This is a genomic window from Paenibacillus sp. 01T443, from assembly GCF_056398325.1.
In genome coordinates this window covers 94354-114354 of the sequence record NZ_JBFTPE010000002.1, presented here as the reverse complement: position 1 = coordinate 114354, position 20001 = coordinate 94354, and the positions used below count along the sequence as shown (strand labels likewise).

The 20001-nt window shown below is 51.2% G+C and carries 10 protein-coding genes; 8 read left to right on the top strand and 2 right to left on the bottom strand.

The genetic code is table 11. From position 1 onward, the window contains the following. Positions 1 to 7 precede the first annotated feature (7 nt). The 5 genes from AC1DLI_RS03095 to AC1DLI_RS03075 all read left to right on the top strand — a co-directional run bounded on the left by AC1DLI_RS03095 (position 8) and on the right by AC1DLI_RS03075 (position 11022). Positions 8 to 3106 carry a baseplate J/gp47 family protein gene (locus AC1DLI_RS03095; protein ID WP_477599558.1) on the top strand — a complete coding sequence of 1033 codons (3099 nt, stop codon included), beginning with the start codon at positions 8 to 10 and terminating at the stop codon, positions 3104 to 3106. A 57-nt stretch (positions 3107 to 3163) separates the two neighbouring features. Beyond that, on the top strand, positions 3164 to 5428 hold the full coding sequence (locus AC1DLI_RS03090; protein WP_477599556.1) for a putative baseplate assembly protein: 2265 nt from the start codon (positions 3164 to 3166) through the stop codon (positions 5426 to 5428). Between the two features lie 33 nt (positions 5429 to 5461). Next, positions 5462 to 7567, top strand: a complete 2106-nt coding sequence (locus AC1DLI_RS03085) for a phage tail protein (protein ID WP_477599554.1) — start codon at positions 5462 to 5464, stop codon at positions 7565 to 7567. A 26-nt stretch (positions 7568 to 7593) separates the two neighbouring features. Further along, positions 7594 to 9264, top strand: coding sequence for a hypothetical protein (locus AC1DLI_RS03080; protein WP_477599552.1), 1671 nt, complete (start codon positions 7594 to 7596; stop codon positions 9262 to 9264). Positions 9265 to 9372: 108 nt separating this feature from the next. Further along, positions 9373 to 11022, top strand: a complete 1650-nt coding sequence (locus AC1DLI_RS03075; RefSeq protein WP_477599550.1) for an SGNH/GDSL hydrolase family protein — start codon at positions 9373 to 9375, stop codon at positions 11020 to 11022. Between the two features lie 239 nt (positions 11023 to 11261). Here the strand turns inward: AC1DLI_RS03075 and AC1DLI_RS03070 are convergent, their stop codons facing one another. Beyond that, positions 11262 to 13061 carry an MORN repeat-containing protein gene (locus AC1DLI_RS03070; RefSeq protein WP_477599548.1) on the bottom strand — a complete coding sequence of 600 codons (1800 nt, stop codon included), beginning with the start codon at positions 13059 to 13061 and terminating at the stop codon, positions 11262 to 11264. Position 13062: 1 nt separating this feature from the next. Continuing rightward, positions 13063 to 13449 carry a DUF4280 domain-containing protein gene (locus AC1DLI_RS03065; RefSeq protein WP_477599546.1) on the bottom strand — a complete coding sequence of 129 codons (387 nt, stop codon included), beginning with the start codon at positions 13447 to 13449 and terminating at the stop codon, positions 13063 to 13065. A 209-nt stretch (positions 13450 to 13658) separates the two neighbouring features. On the opposite strand from AC1DLI_RS03065, the gene AC1DLI_RS03060 reads away from it, so the two are divergent. Genes AC1DLI_RS03060 through AC1DLI_RS03050 form a run of 3 tightly spaced genes read left to right on the top strand, consistent with a single transcriptional unit; the run spans position 13659 to position 19969 of the window. Next, positions 13659 to 16406 carry an adenylate/guanylate cyclase domain-containing protein gene (locus AC1DLI_RS03060; protein ID WP_477599544.1) on the top strand — a complete coding sequence of 916 codons (2748 nt, stop codon included), beginning with the start codon at positions 13659 to 13661 and terminating at the stop codon, positions 16404 to 16406. 26 nt (positions 16407 to 16432) lie between these two features. Further along, the gene (locus tag AC1DLI_RS03055) at positions 16433 to 16930 is read left to right on the top strand and encodes a GNAT family N-acetyltransferase (RefSeq protein WP_477599542.1); all 498 of its coding nucleotides are present in this window, start codon (positions 16433 to 16435) and stop codon (positions 16928 to 16930) included. Between the two features lie 6 nt (positions 16931 to 16936). Next, a complete protein-coding gene (locus tag AC1DLI_RS03050; RefSeq protein WP_477599540.1) occupies positions 16937 to 19969 on the top strand; it encodes an Npt1/Npt2 family nucleotide transporter in 3033 nt (1010 codons plus the stop codon). The last annotated feature ends 32 nt before the right edge of the window (positions 19970 to 20001 follow it).

Sequence of the window (20001 nt, the reverse complement as noted above, 5' to 3'; positions counted from 1 at the left end):
GAATAACGTGACGAAGCACGGGGGAAGAAAGGGCGGTGACAACCGTCCGCCGAAAATAAATCATAATACGTTATCCTCCTTTATGGCTCAGCTAAAGGAGATGGCGCCGCATTATACGCCGGAATGGCGCTTCTCGCAGGAGGAGCCTGATGCGGGGACGGGGCTTGCCTATTTGACCGCTGAGATGCTGGAGGATACGGTTAATCGGCTCAATCAAGCGCCGCTTAATCATTTTCTAGCCTTTCTCGATCTCATAGAGGTTAAGCTGCAGCCGCCTCGCCCAGCCCGCGCTTCGGTTGTATTCCAGCTCAGCGAAGGTACGGTCGATCCCGTTTATTTGCCTGCAGGCATCGCATTGACTGCGCCTCATCCGGAGGGCGGCGAGCCGCTCGTTTTTGAAACGGAGAAGGTGCTGCTTGCAACGCCCGCTAAGCTAATGGAATGGATTAACGTGCATCCGGAACGTGATCATATCGCTACAGCTGCCATCGATTACGGGGATCGCCTGAAGGGCGGTCTTGCGGAACCGGTCAGCTTGTTCGATACGAGCTCTAGGGCAAACGAGCAGGAGCATACACTTTTTATTCGTCATGACGATCTGTTTCTCGTGGATCGCCCCAGCCGTTTTTATTTAAATGTTCATCATACCGAGAAACGTTATTCAGAGCCCGAGCTTGCCGTGTCGCTAGCATCGGAATGGGTGGAATGGACGTATCCCTGCAAAGGGGAATGGGTGAAATTTGATTCAGCAACGGCTGCGGGAAATATGGTTGTGTTACATAAGAAACAAGCAGGGAAGCTGGAGCTGACCGAGCATGAAGGCATAATCGGCCGCTGGATCAGATGTACGGTGAAGCAGCTGCAAGGCAAGGCATCTCCTCTTCTGAAGAAGCATCTGGAAATGGACAAAATCAGGCTGCGCGCGGCGCATGATGCTGCAGGCGATGACGAAGGCATTCAGCCCGGCGCCTTGTATTTTAATGACACGGAGCTTCTGAGCGACGGATTTTTTCCATTCGGAGAGCATTTTGTTCCTTATTCCGTTTTCTATTTATCCTGCGAGGAAGCGTTTAGCAAGCGTGAAAGCAAAATTAAGCTGACCTTCTCGGCAAAAGCGATACCGAGCAGGCTGCGTATGGCACAGGACCCGGAAGTAAAGTGGAAGATGGTCATGCGGACCTCTGACTTTGACGAAAAGGATCCGCCGCGCGTATGCATCAGAAGCGTGCAATGGGAGTATTGGGATGGAGGCAACTGGGCCAGGCTGCCGGGAAGCGAACAATTTGGCACGCTGTTTGCGGAGCTGCCGGAGCAAAGCGATCGCAGCTTCACCCTTACCTTCAATTGTCCGGAGGATATGACGCAAACATTCGTGAACGGCGCATCCGATTATTGGATAAGGGCGCGTGTGCTGCAAACGGATCCGATTATTGCGCCTGTGGTTGAGTACATGTCGCCTTGGCTTGGAAAGCCTGTCCTTTCCTACGCTCATGGCTCGCAAACGTTATTTATGCCTGAGCATACGTACACGAGAAGCAATATTGACAATCGAGATCGAACGACCTCCGCTCAGCAGGGAGGCCAGTCCTTTAAGCTGTTTGAACCTATACAAGCAAACCATCCTGCGATGTACGCTTCCTTTAATGCTGCGCCAATAAAAGGGCCGATTCGACTGCATATCGAGCTTGAACTCAGATTTGCGGTTCGCAATCAGCCGCCATGGGTGGAATGGGAAGCGCTGTGCCAAGAAGCCGGCCGCTTAGTGTGGCAGCCCCTTAAAGTGGTCGACAGCACAGAAGCGTTTACGGTTAGCGGAGAGCTCCAGTGGGTAGGACCGCCGACAATGGCGATGGTTCGCTTGTTCGGACGCGAGCGATATTGGATCCGGGCCGTCAACCTAGACAGCACACTCGGAGACTCGTATCCGAGCAATCCAGTTGCTTCAAGCTTATATCTAAATGCGGTTTCCGTCCGGCAGCAAATCAGCCAGGAAAAAGAACTTACGATTCCTTCAGACGGGTTCGTACAGCTGGCGCCGGCTGCTTTTATCGAGGAAGAAGTATGGGTAGACGAATTGGAGCATGTTACGCCTATGGATCGGGCGGCGCTGAGTGATTCTCAGCCTAATTATTACATGCTGCAAAGAGACGGCGATAACAATGACCAACGGTTTTGGGTAAGATGGCAGGCGGTTGCTTCGCTTGCGGAATCCGGCCCGATTGATCGGCATTATATGCCGGACCATGCGGGGGGAACGCTGCAATTCGGTGACGGCGTCAGAGGGAAGCTGCCGTCCTCCGATACGGCAGAGACGGTGCGCGTTCGTTTTAAAACAACCGCCGGCGCAAGCGGTCATGTGGAAGCCGGTCAAATAACGGGAATGGTGCTTCCATTTGCTTTCGTGAGCAGTGTGAGCAACCCTGCGCCTTCGGTTGGCGGAGGGGATGCCGAACGGGTTGAACAGGTACTCGAGAGAGGCCCGCAGAGACTTAAGCACCGGGGACGCGCAGTCACGGCGAAGGATGTGGAATGGATCGCAAGAGAGGCGTATCCGCAAATTGCGAAGGTTAAATGCCTTAGCAACCGCAACGGATTGCTCGAACGCTCGCCGGGCTCTATGACGGTGGTTGCTTTTCCGGCAGGCGGCTTAGCGAACGCAGCCCAGTTTCCTGAGCTGCGTAAAGCGGTGGAGAGAGAACTGTCGCGAACCGCATCCAATATGGTTTCTTTGGGCGGCGCGATACGCGTCATCGAACCCGCCTATTTGGAGGTATCGGTGAATGCCACGGTTGTATCTGAATCGGTGGACGAGCTGCTGCCGCTCGAAATGGCCTGCGCAGCCAAGCTTAATGCTTTCTTGAATTCGGTTACGGGCAATGTTGACGGCAATGGCTGGAATATCGGAGAAGCATTGCATGTATCCGTGCTGCATTCCCTTCTTCACGCTGTTCGTTCACTTTTATATATTGAGCGTTTATATTTACATATTATCAAAATAGAAAACGGGATAAAGACCGAATGGGATCCCGCCCGGATGGATGAAGTCATTCACGGCATCGTCGTTAATGGGACGCATACGATTACGGCTATACCAGCCCCGAAATGATCGAAATGTTTGCCGTTCAGCCTTCAAACTTAATTCTATAAAGGAAGGAGAGATCTTATGCTGCCAAGGCTGCCCTTGGATGACCGTACCTATGCAGAAATCGTCCAGCAATCAAGAAGGCTTATCCCTAAGCGGGTACCGGAATGGACAGACGAGAACGCACATGATCCCGGGATCACGTTTATTGAGCTGTTCGCGTGGTTGACGGAGATGCAGCGTTATTTCATCGGCCGCGTGCCCGAGAATAATAAACGCAGATTTCTTGACCTGCTCGGTATATCGCCTGCAGATGCCTGTTCATCGAGAGCGGTCATCCGGTTTTCGAATGTGAATAAACCGGTAACACTGCCGCGCGGAACGAAGCTGATGGCCGAGGATCAGATGTTCGAGACGGAAGCTTCACTAACGCTCGCGCCGCTGGCGCTGGATCGGATTGTTACCCGAACGGAACGGGAAGCAAATGATGTAACGGCAACTAATGATCATGCGAACGTCGCTTTTTATGCATTCGGCAAGGATGCAAAGGCAGCCTCGAAGCTGTATCTTTCCTTCGATCGGGAGCTTGAGCCGGAGGAGCAGGTAACGATTAACATAAAGTTGCAGGAAGCCGGCATGGATATGCATAAGGATTCCGAGCAAGCGCTGGCTGTGAACCGCGCAGTTATTTCTCCGTCAGCACGTCTCTCGTGGAAGGCTTATTGTTTAGACGAAGCGACAGGATCAGCAGGATGGATGCCGGTCGAAATGATGGAGGACGAGACGCTTCACCTGACGCTAAGCGGAAAAATAACGTTCCGCATAAAATCGCGCATGCGCAGCGTAACGGTTCATCCTGCCAGCGAGCAAGCGCGGTATTGGATTTGCGCTACGGTGGAGGAGGCGGGCTATGAAATGCCGCCCCGCATTCGGCAGCTCATGCTGCACACGGTGGCAGCCGAGCAGAAAGACACCTTAAGCGAGATGATCGAATGCTCGGTTAACGGTGAGCCGGATGAAGAAATACATATTGAAACCTACCTGGCTGTTTTTGGCCAAATACGCGTCCAAGTAAAGGATGAAGACGGCGCTTGGCGATACTGGCAGGAGGCAGCTTCCTTTGAAGCATTGCCTCAAATAGACCGACCGCCGACGATCTATACGCTTGTTAGACATGAATCCCTGGACAGAGTCACGGTAAGGTTTAGCGACGGATCGTCCGGAGCGATTCCGCCTCCCGGCGAGACGGTTCGCGTGCTTGCAAGCGAACCCAAATTCGATCTCTACAGGCAAATTGGGCGCAGCAGCGGACTGCCCAGCCAAACCTTCGAGCTCTACAATCTATCCTGCAAGAAACGCGATGCGCTTCGTCTGCAGGTAGGGGAATTGGAGCCTCAAGGTACATACAAATGGCAGGACTGGATGCGTGTAGATGACTTTGACCGCTCTAAGCCGGGAGATCGTCATTTCGTATACGATCCCGTAAAAAGGCTTATTCATTTCGGCAACGGTGAAAGAGGAGCCATTCCTGCTGCGGGCATCGATACGAATATCGTGCTGACTGCCTGCGAGCTTGGCGGCGGAGACCGCGGCAATGTGAAGCCGCATCTCATTTCGGAATGGGTGAGTGACGTGCAAAGGGCTTTCCAAATTACAGTGGACAACCCCGGCTTTGCATCAGGCGGAGCCGAGGCAGAAACCTTGCCAATCACGCTGCAGCGGGCACAAGCAGAGCTAAAGCATACTTTCCGCGCCGTAACCAACGAGGATTACGAAACGCTTGCAAGAGCAACACCAGGCGCAGCTGTCGCTCGCGTACATGCGATTCCGCTGTTCAAGCCGGGACTGGCTGATTATCCAAGGGAAACAGCCGCAGGCCAAATATCGATTGTCGTCGTCCCCTATGGGTTAACCGACACACCGACGCCAAGCGCTGGCTTTCTTCAAACCGTCAAGCGGCATCTTGATATGAGAAGGCTGGTTACGACGGAAGTACATGTCATTCCACCGGTCTATATTAAAGTAACCGTCAACGCTGTCGTCGTTGTGGAGCCGCAATTCGTGGATGAAGGAGAACGGCTGGTTGAACAGCTGAAACGGCTGCTGCGCCCGCTTGACGGCCAGCATGGGGCGAAAGGCTGGACCTTCGGCCGTTCCGTGTATAAAGGCGATATTTACAGCGCGTTAAGCATGGGAAGCGGCGTCGTTTATGTACAGGATCTGTGGATTGATGCGGAGGGACCGCATGTCAGGAAAAGCGCGGGAGGAGATATCATCCTGCCGCCGCATGGACTCGTCTTTTCGGGTCAGCATGAAATTGAACTTATAAGTCGCACGCATCTGTAGCATCGCGGTAATCGGCTGCAAAGGAGGTACAGCATGAACGGACAAAACCACTTTTTCTCGATCAACCGCGAGCAGGACTGGCAGCGCGGTATGACTTATAATCTCGAGTATCACGTAGCCGGATATGGCGTCCGCCGCGATAACAGATATGGAATCGCGGGAACGCTTCAGCTTAATGAGCTAGCAGGCACAGCATCTGTGAAGGAGCTGGCTGTCTCACAGCATGAGCATATGTATTTGCTGGATGAGCGCGCGGATCTATGGATTTACGACCGTCGTAATTCCGACCATAAACGATTGTTCACGCAGGGACATGGTTTGTTTAGCTCCCATGCAAGGCTGGCCGCCTCAGGCGACCTTTTATTTGCAGCCGATCGCATGAGCGAGAGAACGGTTGCGGCTTACCATACAGGTAATGGGCAAACCATTTGGTCGCGAGTGGGTGACGAGGCTGACGGCATTCCCTTGCACCCGCTTGCGATTGCAGCAGATAAGCGTTATGTCTATGTACTGACGCCGCTTGAGCTCGACACGGGAGCGGATGAGCCAGCGGTTGCGGAAGGCGCGAAGCTTGGCATTATTCAGTTTACGCTGGCGGGCGCAGTCGCCTCAATATGGAGCGATCCGAGCTTTACCCAGCGTGTGCGGGCGAAGCTGAGGCATTTGAACCGAACCTATTATATGGCGATTTCGTCATCGGGCGAGCTTTATATATTTGATACTTTATATGCGAGGCTGTTCGGCTTTCAGCCTAACGGACGAATGAGTGTAAGGCGCGAACTTCCCTCTCAGCCTTATGCAGGGCTTTGTGTCGACAGCGGCGGAACCCTTTATGTCGGGGATACGAGGCAAATGGACCAGGTAAGCGAGGATGACCGTTTTATCACGCATTTGAATGCGGACGGCGAGACCGTTGGGCGAATTACGGGGTTTCGGGGCAAAGCGGACCAGCTGTTGATCGATGAGAAGGACCGCATGTACATATTAAACGGCGAAGACGGAAACGTAACGATCTTGAACCTGCAGCCGCAGACGCTGCTAATGGAGGAAACAGGCGTTCCCGAGGGAATTTGGCTGTCGCAGGCGTTTGATAGCGCAGAAGCGGATACCGTCTGGCATAAAATGGCGCTGGAGACGTTTATTCCAGACGGCACGCAGCTGCATATTTCATATTTCAGCCAAAATGAAGATAGCTGCATCATTAACGGCAGGTACCGTAAAGTTGACGATTGGCTCACGGATACGACGATCCCATATCGAGAAAAGCTGAAAGGGCTTGAGGGATTTTGGTCAAAGCCCGTCATTAATCCGAGCGACGCCTTGTTTTTTGGGGCAAAGGGCCGCTATTTATGGATGAAAATGGAATGGATTGCTTCCGAGAGGTATACGCCTCTTTTGGAATCAATGCGCATATACTTTCCTAGAGATACCTACTTGTCTTATTTGCCGGCAGTCTATCAAGAGGACCCGGCAAGCCGCGATTTTCTTGAACGTTATTTATCATTATTCGGCACATTGTTTTCCGGAATCGAAGAGGAAATCGAGGATTTATCGAGGTACATCGATCCGGAACGGGCAACAGGCGAGCATTTGCGCTGGTTGGCGACCTGGGTCGGTCTGGAAATAGATGATTATTGGACTGATGATCAGGTACAAGCGTTTATACAGGCAGCGCCGGAGCTGTATCGATACCGCGGCACGCGGCAGGGCTTGATGAAAACGATCGAAATTTATACCGGTATATCGCCGCTGATCGTGGAATATTTTCAAACAAAGGCTATGCGCGATAACGCCGAGCTTCGTCATTTAACGGATCAGCTGTACGGCGGTGATCCTTATACCTTCACGGTGCTGCTGAAGCCGGAGCAGGCTCCGACCGAGAAGCAACGGGTCGTTATTGAACAGCTGCTGGACGAGCAGAAGCCAGCCTTCACGGAAGCGAAGCTTGTGCTGCTGCAGCCTTGGATGTATTTGGATTTGCATACGTACCTGGGCATTAATACGGTACTGACAGAACCGTCCTTGCTTAAGCTGAGCCCTGAACGAACGATGCCAAACGATACGTTGATTGTAGATATCGGCATGGAGAAGCGCTTAGATGTCCATACCCGTTTAGAGATGGATTCAGAGCTGGAATAATATAAAAACGCGAAGGAGCGGTACAGGTGAAAAAATCGAGGCTGTATCCATTTGAGAGAAATCGTTATTTTTACGGGAAGCTGCTCACGGTGCGCGATTTCGAGTCGGAGCAGAAATATTTCAATGATAAAAGAAGGCTGCTGAACCGTTTGCTCTATGGCAGCGGCGTGCTGTCCGGGATGCAGGTTGTAGCGGTAGACGATAAAACGATTTCGGTTGAAATGGGCGTTGCAATCGATTATATCGGACGCGAGCTGGTCATTCCTTCGCCGGTTACGCTTAAACTGTCGATGATCGAGGGTTTTACGAACAACGAATATAAGAAAAATGTATATTTGTACATCGCCTATGATGAGAAGGGCAAGGAGCCTGTCCACTCGGTCGGTAACTCCGCTATTCGCAACGATGAAGTGAGCGAGTATAACCGTGTACTGGAATCCTACCGTTTGTTCATCAATGAAGAAGCGCCAGCGCCTTCCTCGTTCGAGTTCGTCCGTCTGCTCGAAAATGTGGTCACGATTTATGAGGATCCAAACGTTCGCATCACGCAGCGTATGCCGAAATATGTCAATGTCGGCGAAGTGGTCGAGGTAAAACTTGTCGTCGAGAAGACGCTCCAAACACCGCGGATTGCTTTTCAATATGATTATGAAGCAGTGGGCTTCACTCCTGTCGGACATGACGGCACGCAGGTGATGTTCGTTGAGCCGGGCGACGCGCAGGAAACGGAATATTCGGTGAGCTTCCATGTTAAGGCGCCGCAGAAGGCTGGGGAAAAAGCAGAGCTAACCGTGCCGTGTCAAGCTGCAAAGCTGACAATCGGTGACTCGGCTATACCTCTGGACACGAATGCGAAGCATAGCATTGAAGTGCTGGACGAGCCCGCAGCGAGCCGAATATTGAAGGATTGGCATGAGCGGACGCTAGAGGAAACAGTAGAAGGCGCGGCTGATCAAAGCATATGCCTCGCCAAAATCAGCCTACTCCAAATGGGCCCGACGTATATGATCGAGAAGGTCGACCGTGTGCCATTTGATGAATATATCGAAAGTACGTCCTTGCTGCAGCGGTTAGCGCAAACGTCACGCTCTTCGTCTTTGAACAAGTTTTATGCCAGCGCCGAGACGCATGATTTGGAATACGATGCGAAGCCGTCACTTGACGTGCAGTATCATCCAGATCGCAACGAATTTGATTTTAAGCTGGGAATTCCGCGTCCGCAGCATTTGTACGATGAGATTTCAACGGGCACAATGGAGGTGGCGCTGGAGTCTATTGGAAAAACCGGCGGCTTCTTCTTCTCTCGCGGCAAGAAGAACTATGTATCAGAGGAGATCCAGCACGGCTTAGGCGAGGGGCAGGTATCGGTTGTAGTCGGTCTTGAGGAAATCGATAGTTCCGTATTAGCCGATAGAACCAGTACAATGAAGAAGGTATATTACGGTCAAAGCGACGTATTCAAAGGCACCGAATTCGAGCCGGATATTCCGAATGTATCGCTCGGAACCATTGTTTATCCCGAGAAGGGCACGTTCCGGATTGGAATGAAGCTGCAGGGTGAAACGGAATCGTCGGCGTCCGTCATCGCGGTGCGCTGGTGGGCATTTAAGAGCTTAGGCGCCGCGCAGGCTGCCGAGCTAGCTGATGATCCATCGGATACGGGTCTTGCCGAGGCGGCTGCGTCACAGCAGGAGTAAGCAAGATTAAGCTGTCCGGAAGATCAATGAGTCTATTGATCTTTCGGACGTTTTTTGTTTTTTGACTGAATGGTTTAGAATTTCTGCCAGGATAAGGAGGATATGAATATGAAGCCGTTGTACGGGAAGGACTCAGCCGTACCAAAGGAATTGAAAATTGCTTTCTTAGGCGACAGCATAACGGATGAGGGAACATTTATTGCTTTTTTGGACGCTTATTTCCTGGAGCATAAGCCGAATCGCCGCCTAACGCTTATTAATCTAGGCGTGAGCAGCGAAACGGCGTCTGGGCTTAGCGAGCCGGACCATCCGTTTCCGCGTCCATGCGTGCATGAGCGTTTGGACAGGGCGCTGTCGGAGACCAAACCGGATTGGGTGGTTTTATGCTACGGGATGAATGACGGGATTTATTACCCCTACTCGGGTGAGCGGTTTGCGGCTTACCAGCAAGGGATCTTAAGGGCCGTGAGTAAGATTAAGGAAGCGGGTGCGAAAGCGATCGTGATGACCCCGCCTCCATTTGATGCGGAATCCTATGCTGCCCAGATGCTTCCGGTTGGTCAAGCGGCGTACAGCTATGCGGCTCCGTATGCCCAATATGAGGATGTTCTGAAACGTTATGCCGAGTGGGTACTGTCCTTGGAAGACAAGGTGGATGCGGTCGTATCCATACATGAGCCCATGCTGGAGCTATGGAACCAAAAACGTAAGCAGGATCCTGGTTATGTCACCGGCGACGGCATCCATCCCGGTGCAGATGGGCACTGGCTTATCGCTAGGTCGCTGCTTCGGGTGCTCTTTAATATTACGCTGGAGCAAACGCCGCAGCATGTCCGGCAACCATCAGACTCGGCTCTATTCACTATCGTTATGAAGCGCCATCGTATGCTGAGCTCCGCATGGAAGGAGCATGTAGGCCACACGAATCCGGGTAAAGCTGAGGCTCTCCCGCTTGCTTTGGCATTAGAGAAGGGGGAGGCTTTAGCAGCGGAGATCCGCGAAACAGCATCGCAGCCAGAGCAACAAGCCCGTGTTCGCCGCTCGCTTTGGAAGGGCTATGAACGCTTCGACTTTATGCTGGAGGGAAGAGAAGGACTGATTATTTTCCCTGAAAAAAGTGCAGAGGGCAAGCCATGGATATGGCGTGCAGAGTTTTTTGATGCGTTCTCCTATGCGGATATGGCTCTATTAGAGCAGGGCTGGGCAATCGCCTATTATAATGTGAGCAATATGTACGGCAGTCCCGGAGCTGTAGAACAAATGAGAGTGTTCCATAGCCACGTTACTGCGGACTTCGGGCTTGCGCCGAAAACGGTGCTGTTCGGCTTCAGCCGCGGCGGCCTGTATGCATGCAATTATGCAATGAAGTATCCAGAGCAGGTCAAGCTGCTTTATTTGGATGCTCCGGTACTCGATTTGCAAAGCTGGCCGGGCGGAAAAGGGATAGGAACGGGATCGGCGTTCGAATGGGAGGAGTGCCTGGCAGTCTTTGGATTGACGGAGGAGACGGCTGCGGAAGCGAATTGCTCCCCGCTTGATCGGGTGGAGGAACTTGCAAATACGAATATCCCTGTTCTAATCGTAGCAGGCGATGCGGATGTTCCCGTGCCGCTTTCCGAGAATGCTGCCCCCTTTGCGGAACGATTCCGCAAGCTAGGCGGAAGGATTGAGCTAATCTTGAAGCCGGGAGTAGGACATCACCCTCACAGCCTGGCAGATCCTGAGCCTATTCTAGCTTTTATCCGGCAATATTCATAACCTGATTTCCGAATGTACGGCATGGAAAGAGGAACGAGCTTTGATTACTCACTATGGAATTTTGAAGTTTATGGCTCTTGATCGAGAGAGACAATAACAAAAGGCAGGCTGAGGAGATTTCCTCAGCCTGCCTTTATAAATAGATAGGCATTTAAAAGTTTTCACATATGAAAGCTGTTACTTATCTCCGCGAAACGAGCTGTTACCGCCAAGGACGGCATCAGCCGTTTAAGCCTGTATTATTCAGGAACGATTTTCGTGATTTCAAGCCGTACAGGCTTGTCTTTATTCAATAAGAAGGTCAGAAGCGTTTGGTTTGATTTGAAAATGATGGTTGTGCGCCCGTTATCAAGTTTTTCTTTCGTTGATGGCGTTTTGGCGGCTAACAAGCGGCTATAGGTTTGCTCCATAATGACAGCATTCCACGTCGTTAGCTGCTGTACATAAAAGGCTTCCGGATTATCTTCATCAACCTCAAGTACAAAAGTCATTTGCATGGCGCTGAATGTTAATGTCTGCGGTAAAATGATATAGGCAGCCAAATCCTCTGAGGGAATCGTATCATTCGCGCTTCCCTCAGAATCTTCCGAATCCGCTTCATTTAAAGGATTTTTGTCAGTAGTCGGAGCGTCAGCAGTGCTTTCGGACAACGTTTGAACCTCGTTATTTTGAGACGTCGGTGTCGGGGAAGCGGAAATGGTAGGGCTAGCCGTAGGCTGAACAGCAGCTTGGTCCGCTGCAGCTGCTTCGGGCGACGGCGAGCCGGCTGATGCTTCAGATTCCGTTGCTCCATCAAGCTGCAATTCCTCTGAGCCTGCAGCATCATCTACCGGCTCTTCCTCAGGAGTGACGACAGGAGCATCCGGAGCGCCTAACGTTTCTTGCAGCTTCACGAGCGAGAGATTCAAGAAGCCTTCCGCATACAAGCTGCCTTGACGAAAAAATCCTTTATATAGCGGAGCGCCGTCCGCGTCAAACAATGTTCCGACACCCTCGTATTTGCCGTTTACGAATTTGCCGTCATACATGATTCCGCCTGCGGCATTATAGACTTGTCCCGTACCGTTTTGCTGTCCGTTCGCAAAAGAGCCTGTATAAACGACGGTTCCGGTTTCGTTAAACAAGCTGCCGGCCCCGTGGTAGCTGCCGAGCAGGAAATTGCCCTCATATTTTACAAAGCCGGATGGGAAATAGTGCTTACCTGTACCAGAAAGCTTGCCTGCCAGGAAATTCCCCTCATACATAAGCAGGCCATTGTCGTCATATTGTTTGCCTGCACCCTCATAGGCCCCGTTGTTGAACTGGCCTTCATATTTCAGCTTATCCTTGCCGCTGTATAGCTTGCCGTCTCCGTTATATACGCCTTTTACAAATGTGCCGGCATAGACAATGCTGCCGTCTGAACCGTACTCCGTGCCAGCGCCTTCATATGCGTCAGCAAGAAACTGACCTTCATATTTGGGCTTTCCATCCGGATAATATAACGTTCCGGCGCCGCTGTATTGATCGGCAGCAAACGCTCCGCGATACAACAGGACACCTTTTTCATCAAAATGCTCGCCCGAGCCTTCCTTCACGCCTTTGGCGAAATCACCCTGATATTGCACCTCTCCGTTTGGATAATAGAGCTTGCCGTTTCCTGTATATTGACCGTTTTCCAGCTGTCCTTCAAATAACAGCTTGCCATCCGCATCAAGGATGGTGGCAGGTCCCGTAAAACCGCTGTCCGCAGCGGCAGCAGCTTCAAGCTGAGGTGTACGGCCGAACCATTTGTTAATAAAGGCAGGGGGACTAATAAATCCGAAATAAACGATGATAAGGGTGATAACGAGCACAAGCGCGATTAGCTTCTTCGCAATATAGTATCTGCCGATCCGTAAATAATTGTTAAGCGAGCGAAGCGGTCCGAAAATGGCAGTGACCAGCCATTTTCGCAGCACAGCAAGCATGCGCTTAGGAAGTGTCTTAGCCCGTTTGAGCGGTGCGATAATCTTTCTCTTAATGGGTTTGATAATGGGGTTTAGAATTTGCTCAATCATGTCATGGCACCTGTATCGTCATTTGTCCGGGATTTACGAACTGAATGACGCCTCCCCAGTTACACATGCATTTGGATGAATTGTTGAGCGCGGGCATGTTCGCGATTAGAACCGTCGGCGATCCGGGTACCCATGGTGCGGCTGTGACGGGAATGCAGGGCTGAGGGGTAAGCACGCCGAGTGCCGCTGCCGTAGCGGCTGCCACCATTGGATTTGCCATAGAGCTGCATACGCCAAACGGTAAAATATTAACCATCGGCTTGTTATCCATAATGTTCGCGATCGGCATCGCCGTCAAAACGCGATTGGCAGGCAGCACGTTAAACGTACCCGGAGCTGCTCCGAAAGAGCATTGCATCGTGGCTCCGCCGCATATTAGTTGTCCCATAAAATTCCTTTCCGCGAGTGGGCATGCAAAAGTCCGCCCCTCCTATTTTCTACTATTTTAATAGTACTATAAGCCCTAGGTACCATCAACAAAAACCTACTAAAATAGCTAACATTCGATGAATATCAACAAGTATTCTGATGCGAAATGGCTAAACATGTAGTACTATGGAAATAGTTGAATTTTGTAAGATGAAAGCGATGGTGCGCATGCGAAGGTCCACGTTGGGAATAGCTCTGCTGTTACTTATGGCAATCGGTCTCGGTTTTTGGCTTTACCCGAATTTGAATCACTTCCAAACTCTCCCCTATACTACCGAAAAACCACTCAATTATTTATCGAAAGCATCAGCAGGACCGGATGGAAGCACCATTGTGATCGGCGACTCCCGCCAAGAAATCGTACGGATTAACAGCGAGGGAGCGATTGAAGAGCTTATTCGTCAGGATGCAGGTGCAGGCAGCAGACATGATTTTACCGATATTGCGGTTGCAGATGACGGTACGATCTATGTTCTTGACACGATATTGGACGGCTATGGGCTTTATGTCCTAGAGGAGCGGATCGTCAGCTATCCCAAAGGCGAACCAAGCGGAACGCTCTTGTATTCCTACAAAGGCAGTGGAACGAATAAGCGCGTTGGCCTGATTAAAGGCCTGCAGGTTGCGGGCGGCAGCATCTACTTCTACATAAATGAAGATACAAACGTAAAGCTGCATCGATTGTCCGCGGCAGGAGGCAAGCCAGAGGAGACACTGGCGTTTAAGCTGCCTGACGATCGGTACTTATCGGAAATCGTAGGTTATGAGCCGGATCATATCTACTATTCTACGAAACGCGGCGCTATTTTTAGAGTAAAGGCCGATGGAGCAAGTGTTTTATCCTATCCGCTGGAAGGGATGGAGCGCACGCGCAAAAACTTCCCGGAAGGTTTGCTGCTCGGCGAGAATGGCCGGCTCTATTTTATTGATCGTCTCGTAAATGCCGTTACGAGCATGAATGCCATAGATTCCAGCGATATGGTAACGGTAATTGACGAACCGGCCTTGAAGGCGGCAGCGCCGAAGGCAGAAAGCCTGGATATAATGGATCTGACGATGGATACCACAGGTCGGATGGAGCTTGTTTTAGGCGACAGCATCGTCAAGCTTGATGGTGAAAAGAGCAGCGCGAGTGTACGGATGAAGCTTTCCTATGATCGCAGCTCCGTCGTAAAAGGATGGCTAACCTGGCTTGCGGCAGCAGCGCTGCTCGTTATTACGCTGTTCCTTGTCCGCCTGTTTTACGTACATGTGCTGGGTCGCAGAATCTCGCTGTTTTTCAAACAGGTATTCGCTATTGTGCCGATTTTGATCATTGCAATGATTCTATTGTCCAATTTTATCTATGACAGCTTCTCCGGCAAGATGGAAGAAGAGATGCAGAGACAGCTGTCACTGCTTGCGCGAAATGGCCAAAATATCATTAATGGCGATCAGCTCAACCGGTTAACGTCGCCCAATGACTATATGAGCAAAGACTATCAAACGATTCGCAGCAAAATGAATTTCTTATTTGAAAGCGAGGACCCGGCAAATCGCAAGGGCTTGTACAGCACGCTTTACAAATACGAGAACGGCGAAATTTTCATTATGATGGATGACGATGACGGCGTGAATATGTATAAGCCTTTTCCCGTTAACGAGCTAAATCGGCTCGTCGTCGAAAATGGCGAGGTCGTAACCGACCGCTGGGAGGATGCAACGGGTAAGTGGCTGTATGCGATCGGACCTATCTACGATTCATCGGGCAAAATCGTCGGCGTCTATGAAACGGGCCGCGATCTGAATGTCCTATATCAATCCAATCAAACCATATATAAAAGCGTAATGCGCAATATTGTACTCATCAGCGTTGTATTGATTGTTTTAGTGCTTGCCGTTACGTACTACCTGTTGTCATCGCTTCGCAAGCTTCGCAAAAGCGTAATGGAGATGGCAAACGGCAATTGGGATGTGCGGGTGAACATACGCTCGCAGGATGAGGTAGGCGATTTAGGCGAGCAATTTAACCGAATGGCGCTTCATATCCGCACGTACATAAAAGACATTACTTCCTTTAGCGAGGCTTCGCATCGGTTTGTACCGCAGCAAATATTCAAATACCTTGGCAAAAAAGGAATTACGGATATCCATCTCGGAGACCAGGTTCAGCAGAATATGACCGTTATGGTTGCCAATATCCGCTCGTTCCACCAACTTTCGAAGCAGCTGTCGCCCAAGCAAAACTTTGATTTTATGAACGCGTTCCTAAAACGTTTTAGTCCATTCGTCCGAACAGAAGAAGGACTGATCAGCAAATATTTAGGCGCCGGCTTTATGGCGCTGTTCCCGACCCGAAACGAAGATGCGCTGCGCGCCGCTATATCCATACGTAGAGAGCTCGTCTCCTATAACGAAAGCTTAAAGGCCTCGGGCTTCGCTCCCGTAGATCTTGGAATGGCTATTCATAAGGGGCCGCTGATGCTGGGCATTGTAGGCGAGGAGCAGCGGATGGAGGGCAACGTCATCTCGGATGACGTGAACATTACCGCAACCTTGGAACGCATGTCGGATACGATGGGGGCTTCAATACTCGTAACTCGAACTTTCTATGAACAGCTTCGCGCCCCGGAGCGCTTCCGTTTCCGCCAGCTCGGACGGGTCAGGATCGAAGGCAAAGATGAGCCGATCGAGCTGATTGATGTATACGAGGGAGATTCGGATTCGGAGCGCAGCCTAAAGGACCGCACGAAAACGTTGTTCGAGAAGGGAATCGTGCTCTGCCAAGAGGGACGATTCTTCGATGCGAGGGAAACCTTTATTGAGGTCATCAAAATCAATCGCTTTGACAAAGCAGCAAAGCTTTATTTCTATCTCTGTGACGAATATTACCAGAAGGGCTCAACAGAGGGCTGGAATGGAACGCTCGCTGTTTAAAGGCGGAGTGCAGGGAGGCAGGATGAATGCTGGTGGGACAGTTTCGGATTGATCGCGTATCCACGACAGAAGAAGCAGAGAAGATTGTTCAATTTTTATTATCGGATCATTCATTCGATGACACTCGTTACACGCCAGGCGAGCTGGTGCATTTCCGTGAGCTTCCTTACCGGGCGCTAAACAACGAGATTTATTTCTGGTATGCCATGGACGAGCAAGGTATGATCGTGGGCATCAACTGCGTCGCTGAAAACGAACAAAAAACGGGCGGCTACAGCTGGGATTATCTGGTCGTTCATCAGGATTACCGCAAGGCAGGCGTGGCGGCGATGCTTATCGAACAAATGTATGATTTTTTAAAGGCCACGCAGGCAAGATACTTGGTAACCTATACCTGTGATTTGCCCGAGTATAACCGGATTCGGCAATTGTTTGAAAAAAGCGGTTTTACGCTGGTCGGCAGATGTCCGGATTATTACTACGAAGGGGAAGACCGTTTAATCTATCACCGAAAGCTGGTTTAAATTGAAATGAAAATAGATAGCCTATTGCGTGCAATTGGTGCCCGTCCAGAGGATCAGCGTAAGCTGCTAATGATGGCACCTGTTTTTTTTATTTGCGGCATAGCTGAGATGCTTAATTATAACGGCTTCATGACGTTGTTTAATCAACGGTTCGGAAGCGAATATCTGCCCTATGTATACGCGGCGGAGGCGTTTATTTTGCCGCTAGAGGCGTGGCTTTTGTCATGGCTTGCCGCAAGAATGCCCAAGCCAAAGCTGATGTGTGTCTTATATGGGCTATTACTCGGGATCGTACTTGTCAATGCCGGCGTTTTACTGGTTATGCAAAGCTTCGGCATCGAGGGGAGAGGATATTATCCGGTTCTATTTATAGCATCCAGCTTCGTCGTAAGGCAGCAGACCCTTTTGCTCTGGAGCTTGGCTGTCGACTTATGTTCGACACAGCAGGCTAAACGTTTGATGCCGGTGTTCGTTGGCTCAGCAACGCTTGGCGGTGTAGCGGCAGGTTTGCTTGCACAGCTTATCAGCCTCGCTTTCGGTCCAGAGGTTGTGTATGCCGCCGGAGGCTTGCTGCTGCTGGCAGCTTTACCGAATTACCGTAAGGTGATTGCCCGCTACTTGGTTCCATTATCGATTAAGCAGGAGGCTATTGCGGAGGAAGAAGAGCAGGTCTCCACAGGAGCCGTCTTTAAGCATGCGCTCAAGTCTCCGTTTTTACTTACAGTTATTCTGTTGATGACACTTATGCCTGCGCTTTACTTCTTGATGGAATACGAGTTTCTGAACGTGACCAAAATGTCCTTCCCAAGCGAGCAGGCTTTCAGCCGATTTTTTGGGATGATCACGATGCTGCTGTTTGTTTTCGCATTTTTGCTGCAAACCATATCCGGCAGGCTGATGGCCCGGCTAGGAGCAAGCCAAATGCTTACAGCGATCTCAGGCGTGTACGTCGTTTCATTTGCGGGAGCTTTGTTTTTTGTCGGCGGATCTGCTGCGCTGCCAGTCATTTCAATCGGCTACATGCTGTTGTATTTGCTGCTGTATTATTCCGCGGAGCCTTCCTATCAGCTCTTCTTCAAGACGCTTCCGCTCGCGCAGCGTGACAGCTACCGGTATGCGGCGCAAGGAATTGCAGCTTCTGCCGGCATTCTAATCGGCGCGGGTTTGCAGTTTCTGCATTCAGGCCTTGGATTGTCCTGGACGGCCTTGTCGTTTGTCGGATTGGCGGGAGCTGCGCTGCTGTTCGTGCTTGCCTGGTTTGGCAGAAGGTTTTATATGCGGGAACTCGTGAGCAGCGTGCAGATGATCGGCGAGCAGGATTTGGCTGAGCAGTTCGATGAATTCAGCCGGAACGAAGCAGCGATCGCAGAGGTCAGGAGCATGCTGAAGCTGCCGCTCGACTCAGCCAAAGAGATTGCTTTGCAAATCATCGCAAGGCTGCAAAATCCAAGCGATGTCCCTGACTTGCTGGAGCTTATCAATGATCCGAATCCGCGTATTCGCGTTGCCGCGGTAAGAGCCATGAATTTGGAGAGCGCGGATTTGCATGCGATGGTTAAGGTAGCGGCTTTTCTAGAGGACCCGGATGACGAGATGCGCGCCGAGGGTGTAAGACAAATTGGCAGAATGAAGCATATGGAGCATCAAGCCTTCTACTTTTTGCGGCAAAAGCTTCTTGATCGGCATCCGAGTGTTGTTGCCGAGGCGGTCAAAGCGATGTACTCCTTTAACAATGCGCCAAGCTACGAGGCTTGTGCAGAGGTCATTGACCGCATTTTGGATGAGGGGGGAGAATCATCGGTTTATATTTGCCGAGTGATTGCGGAGCTGGAGCTGTATGCGTTCGTACCCAAGGTTGAGAGGCTTGCCGATGAATCGCATCCGGCTGCCAGAGTGGCGGCTATCGCTTGTCTTGGCCGGCTGCGGGTGATCTCAATTATTCCAAGACTGCTTGAGAAGCTCCCGGTGATGGACCAGGAAATGTTTCGTACGACCACAGAAAGCTTCGTTCAGATGGGTGAAGCTGCTCTTCCTTTGCTGCTTGGCAGTTTGCCGGATTCGTCGCCGAAGCGATGGACTTCTGCGGTAACTGCGCTATCGGCTCTTATGCCGGAGGATCAGGTCCGTACAGTATTGACCGATGAGTCGCTGAAGCGCCTTAGTGAGCTTGAAGCAGCCTCAGGCTATGCTTTAGCGCTCAGGCAGCTTGGCCAATCGGAGCTTGAGGAGCTTGCGTTGCGGCGCTGGCGTGAGGTGCGGACCTTTATTATGGACGGAGTCTGGTCCGTCTTATCGAAGCTTGCGGATGATCAGGTCGTTGACGCGATTAGGCGTGCCGCTGCAGATGAGGATGAAGAAATCCGCAGCAACGCTTGGGAAGTGCTCGCCGAGGGTATGGGAGAGCGGCGATTATCGCAGTATCTGCTTACCGTGCTGGAACGTGGCGAAGAAAGCAAGCTTGTTGATAGCGATGAGCATGCCTATGCTGTTTTGGAGACAGCACAGCAAGGAAATGACGATTGGTGGCGTGAAATCGCTGCCGCAGCGTTAGTAGAGGAGGGGAAGCAAATGGGAAGCGACCATCAGATCATGAGCCGGCTAAATAAGGTTATCTTTCTTAGACAGGTTCCCTACTTTGCTGACTTATCGCTTGAGGAGCTGGGATTAATCGCTAACATAGCCGAGGAATATATTTGCCCTGACGGCGAGAATTTGCTGGAGCGGGGCGAGCCGAATCCGGCGATGTACGTTATCGTTGAAGGCAATATTGAGCTCACAAGCATCTCAGCCGCTGGCTGGGAAGGCACGATCGGCGTCTTGGGCACGGGTGATGTGTGCGGCGTTACGTCCGCGCTCGACAGCACCTCATCCACGGTTACGGCTCAATCCTTGCTTGGCGATGTAAAGGTGCTGAAGCTGTTAGGCGATAACGTCTCCAGGCTCATCCGCCTATATCCGGAAATCGGGATCGGCTTGCTGCGCGCTTCGTTTGCCCGCATTCGGCTGCTTGAGGAAATGATGATGCGAATTGACTCCTAAGGAAAATCAGTCGAATCGAAAATAAGAGCGCC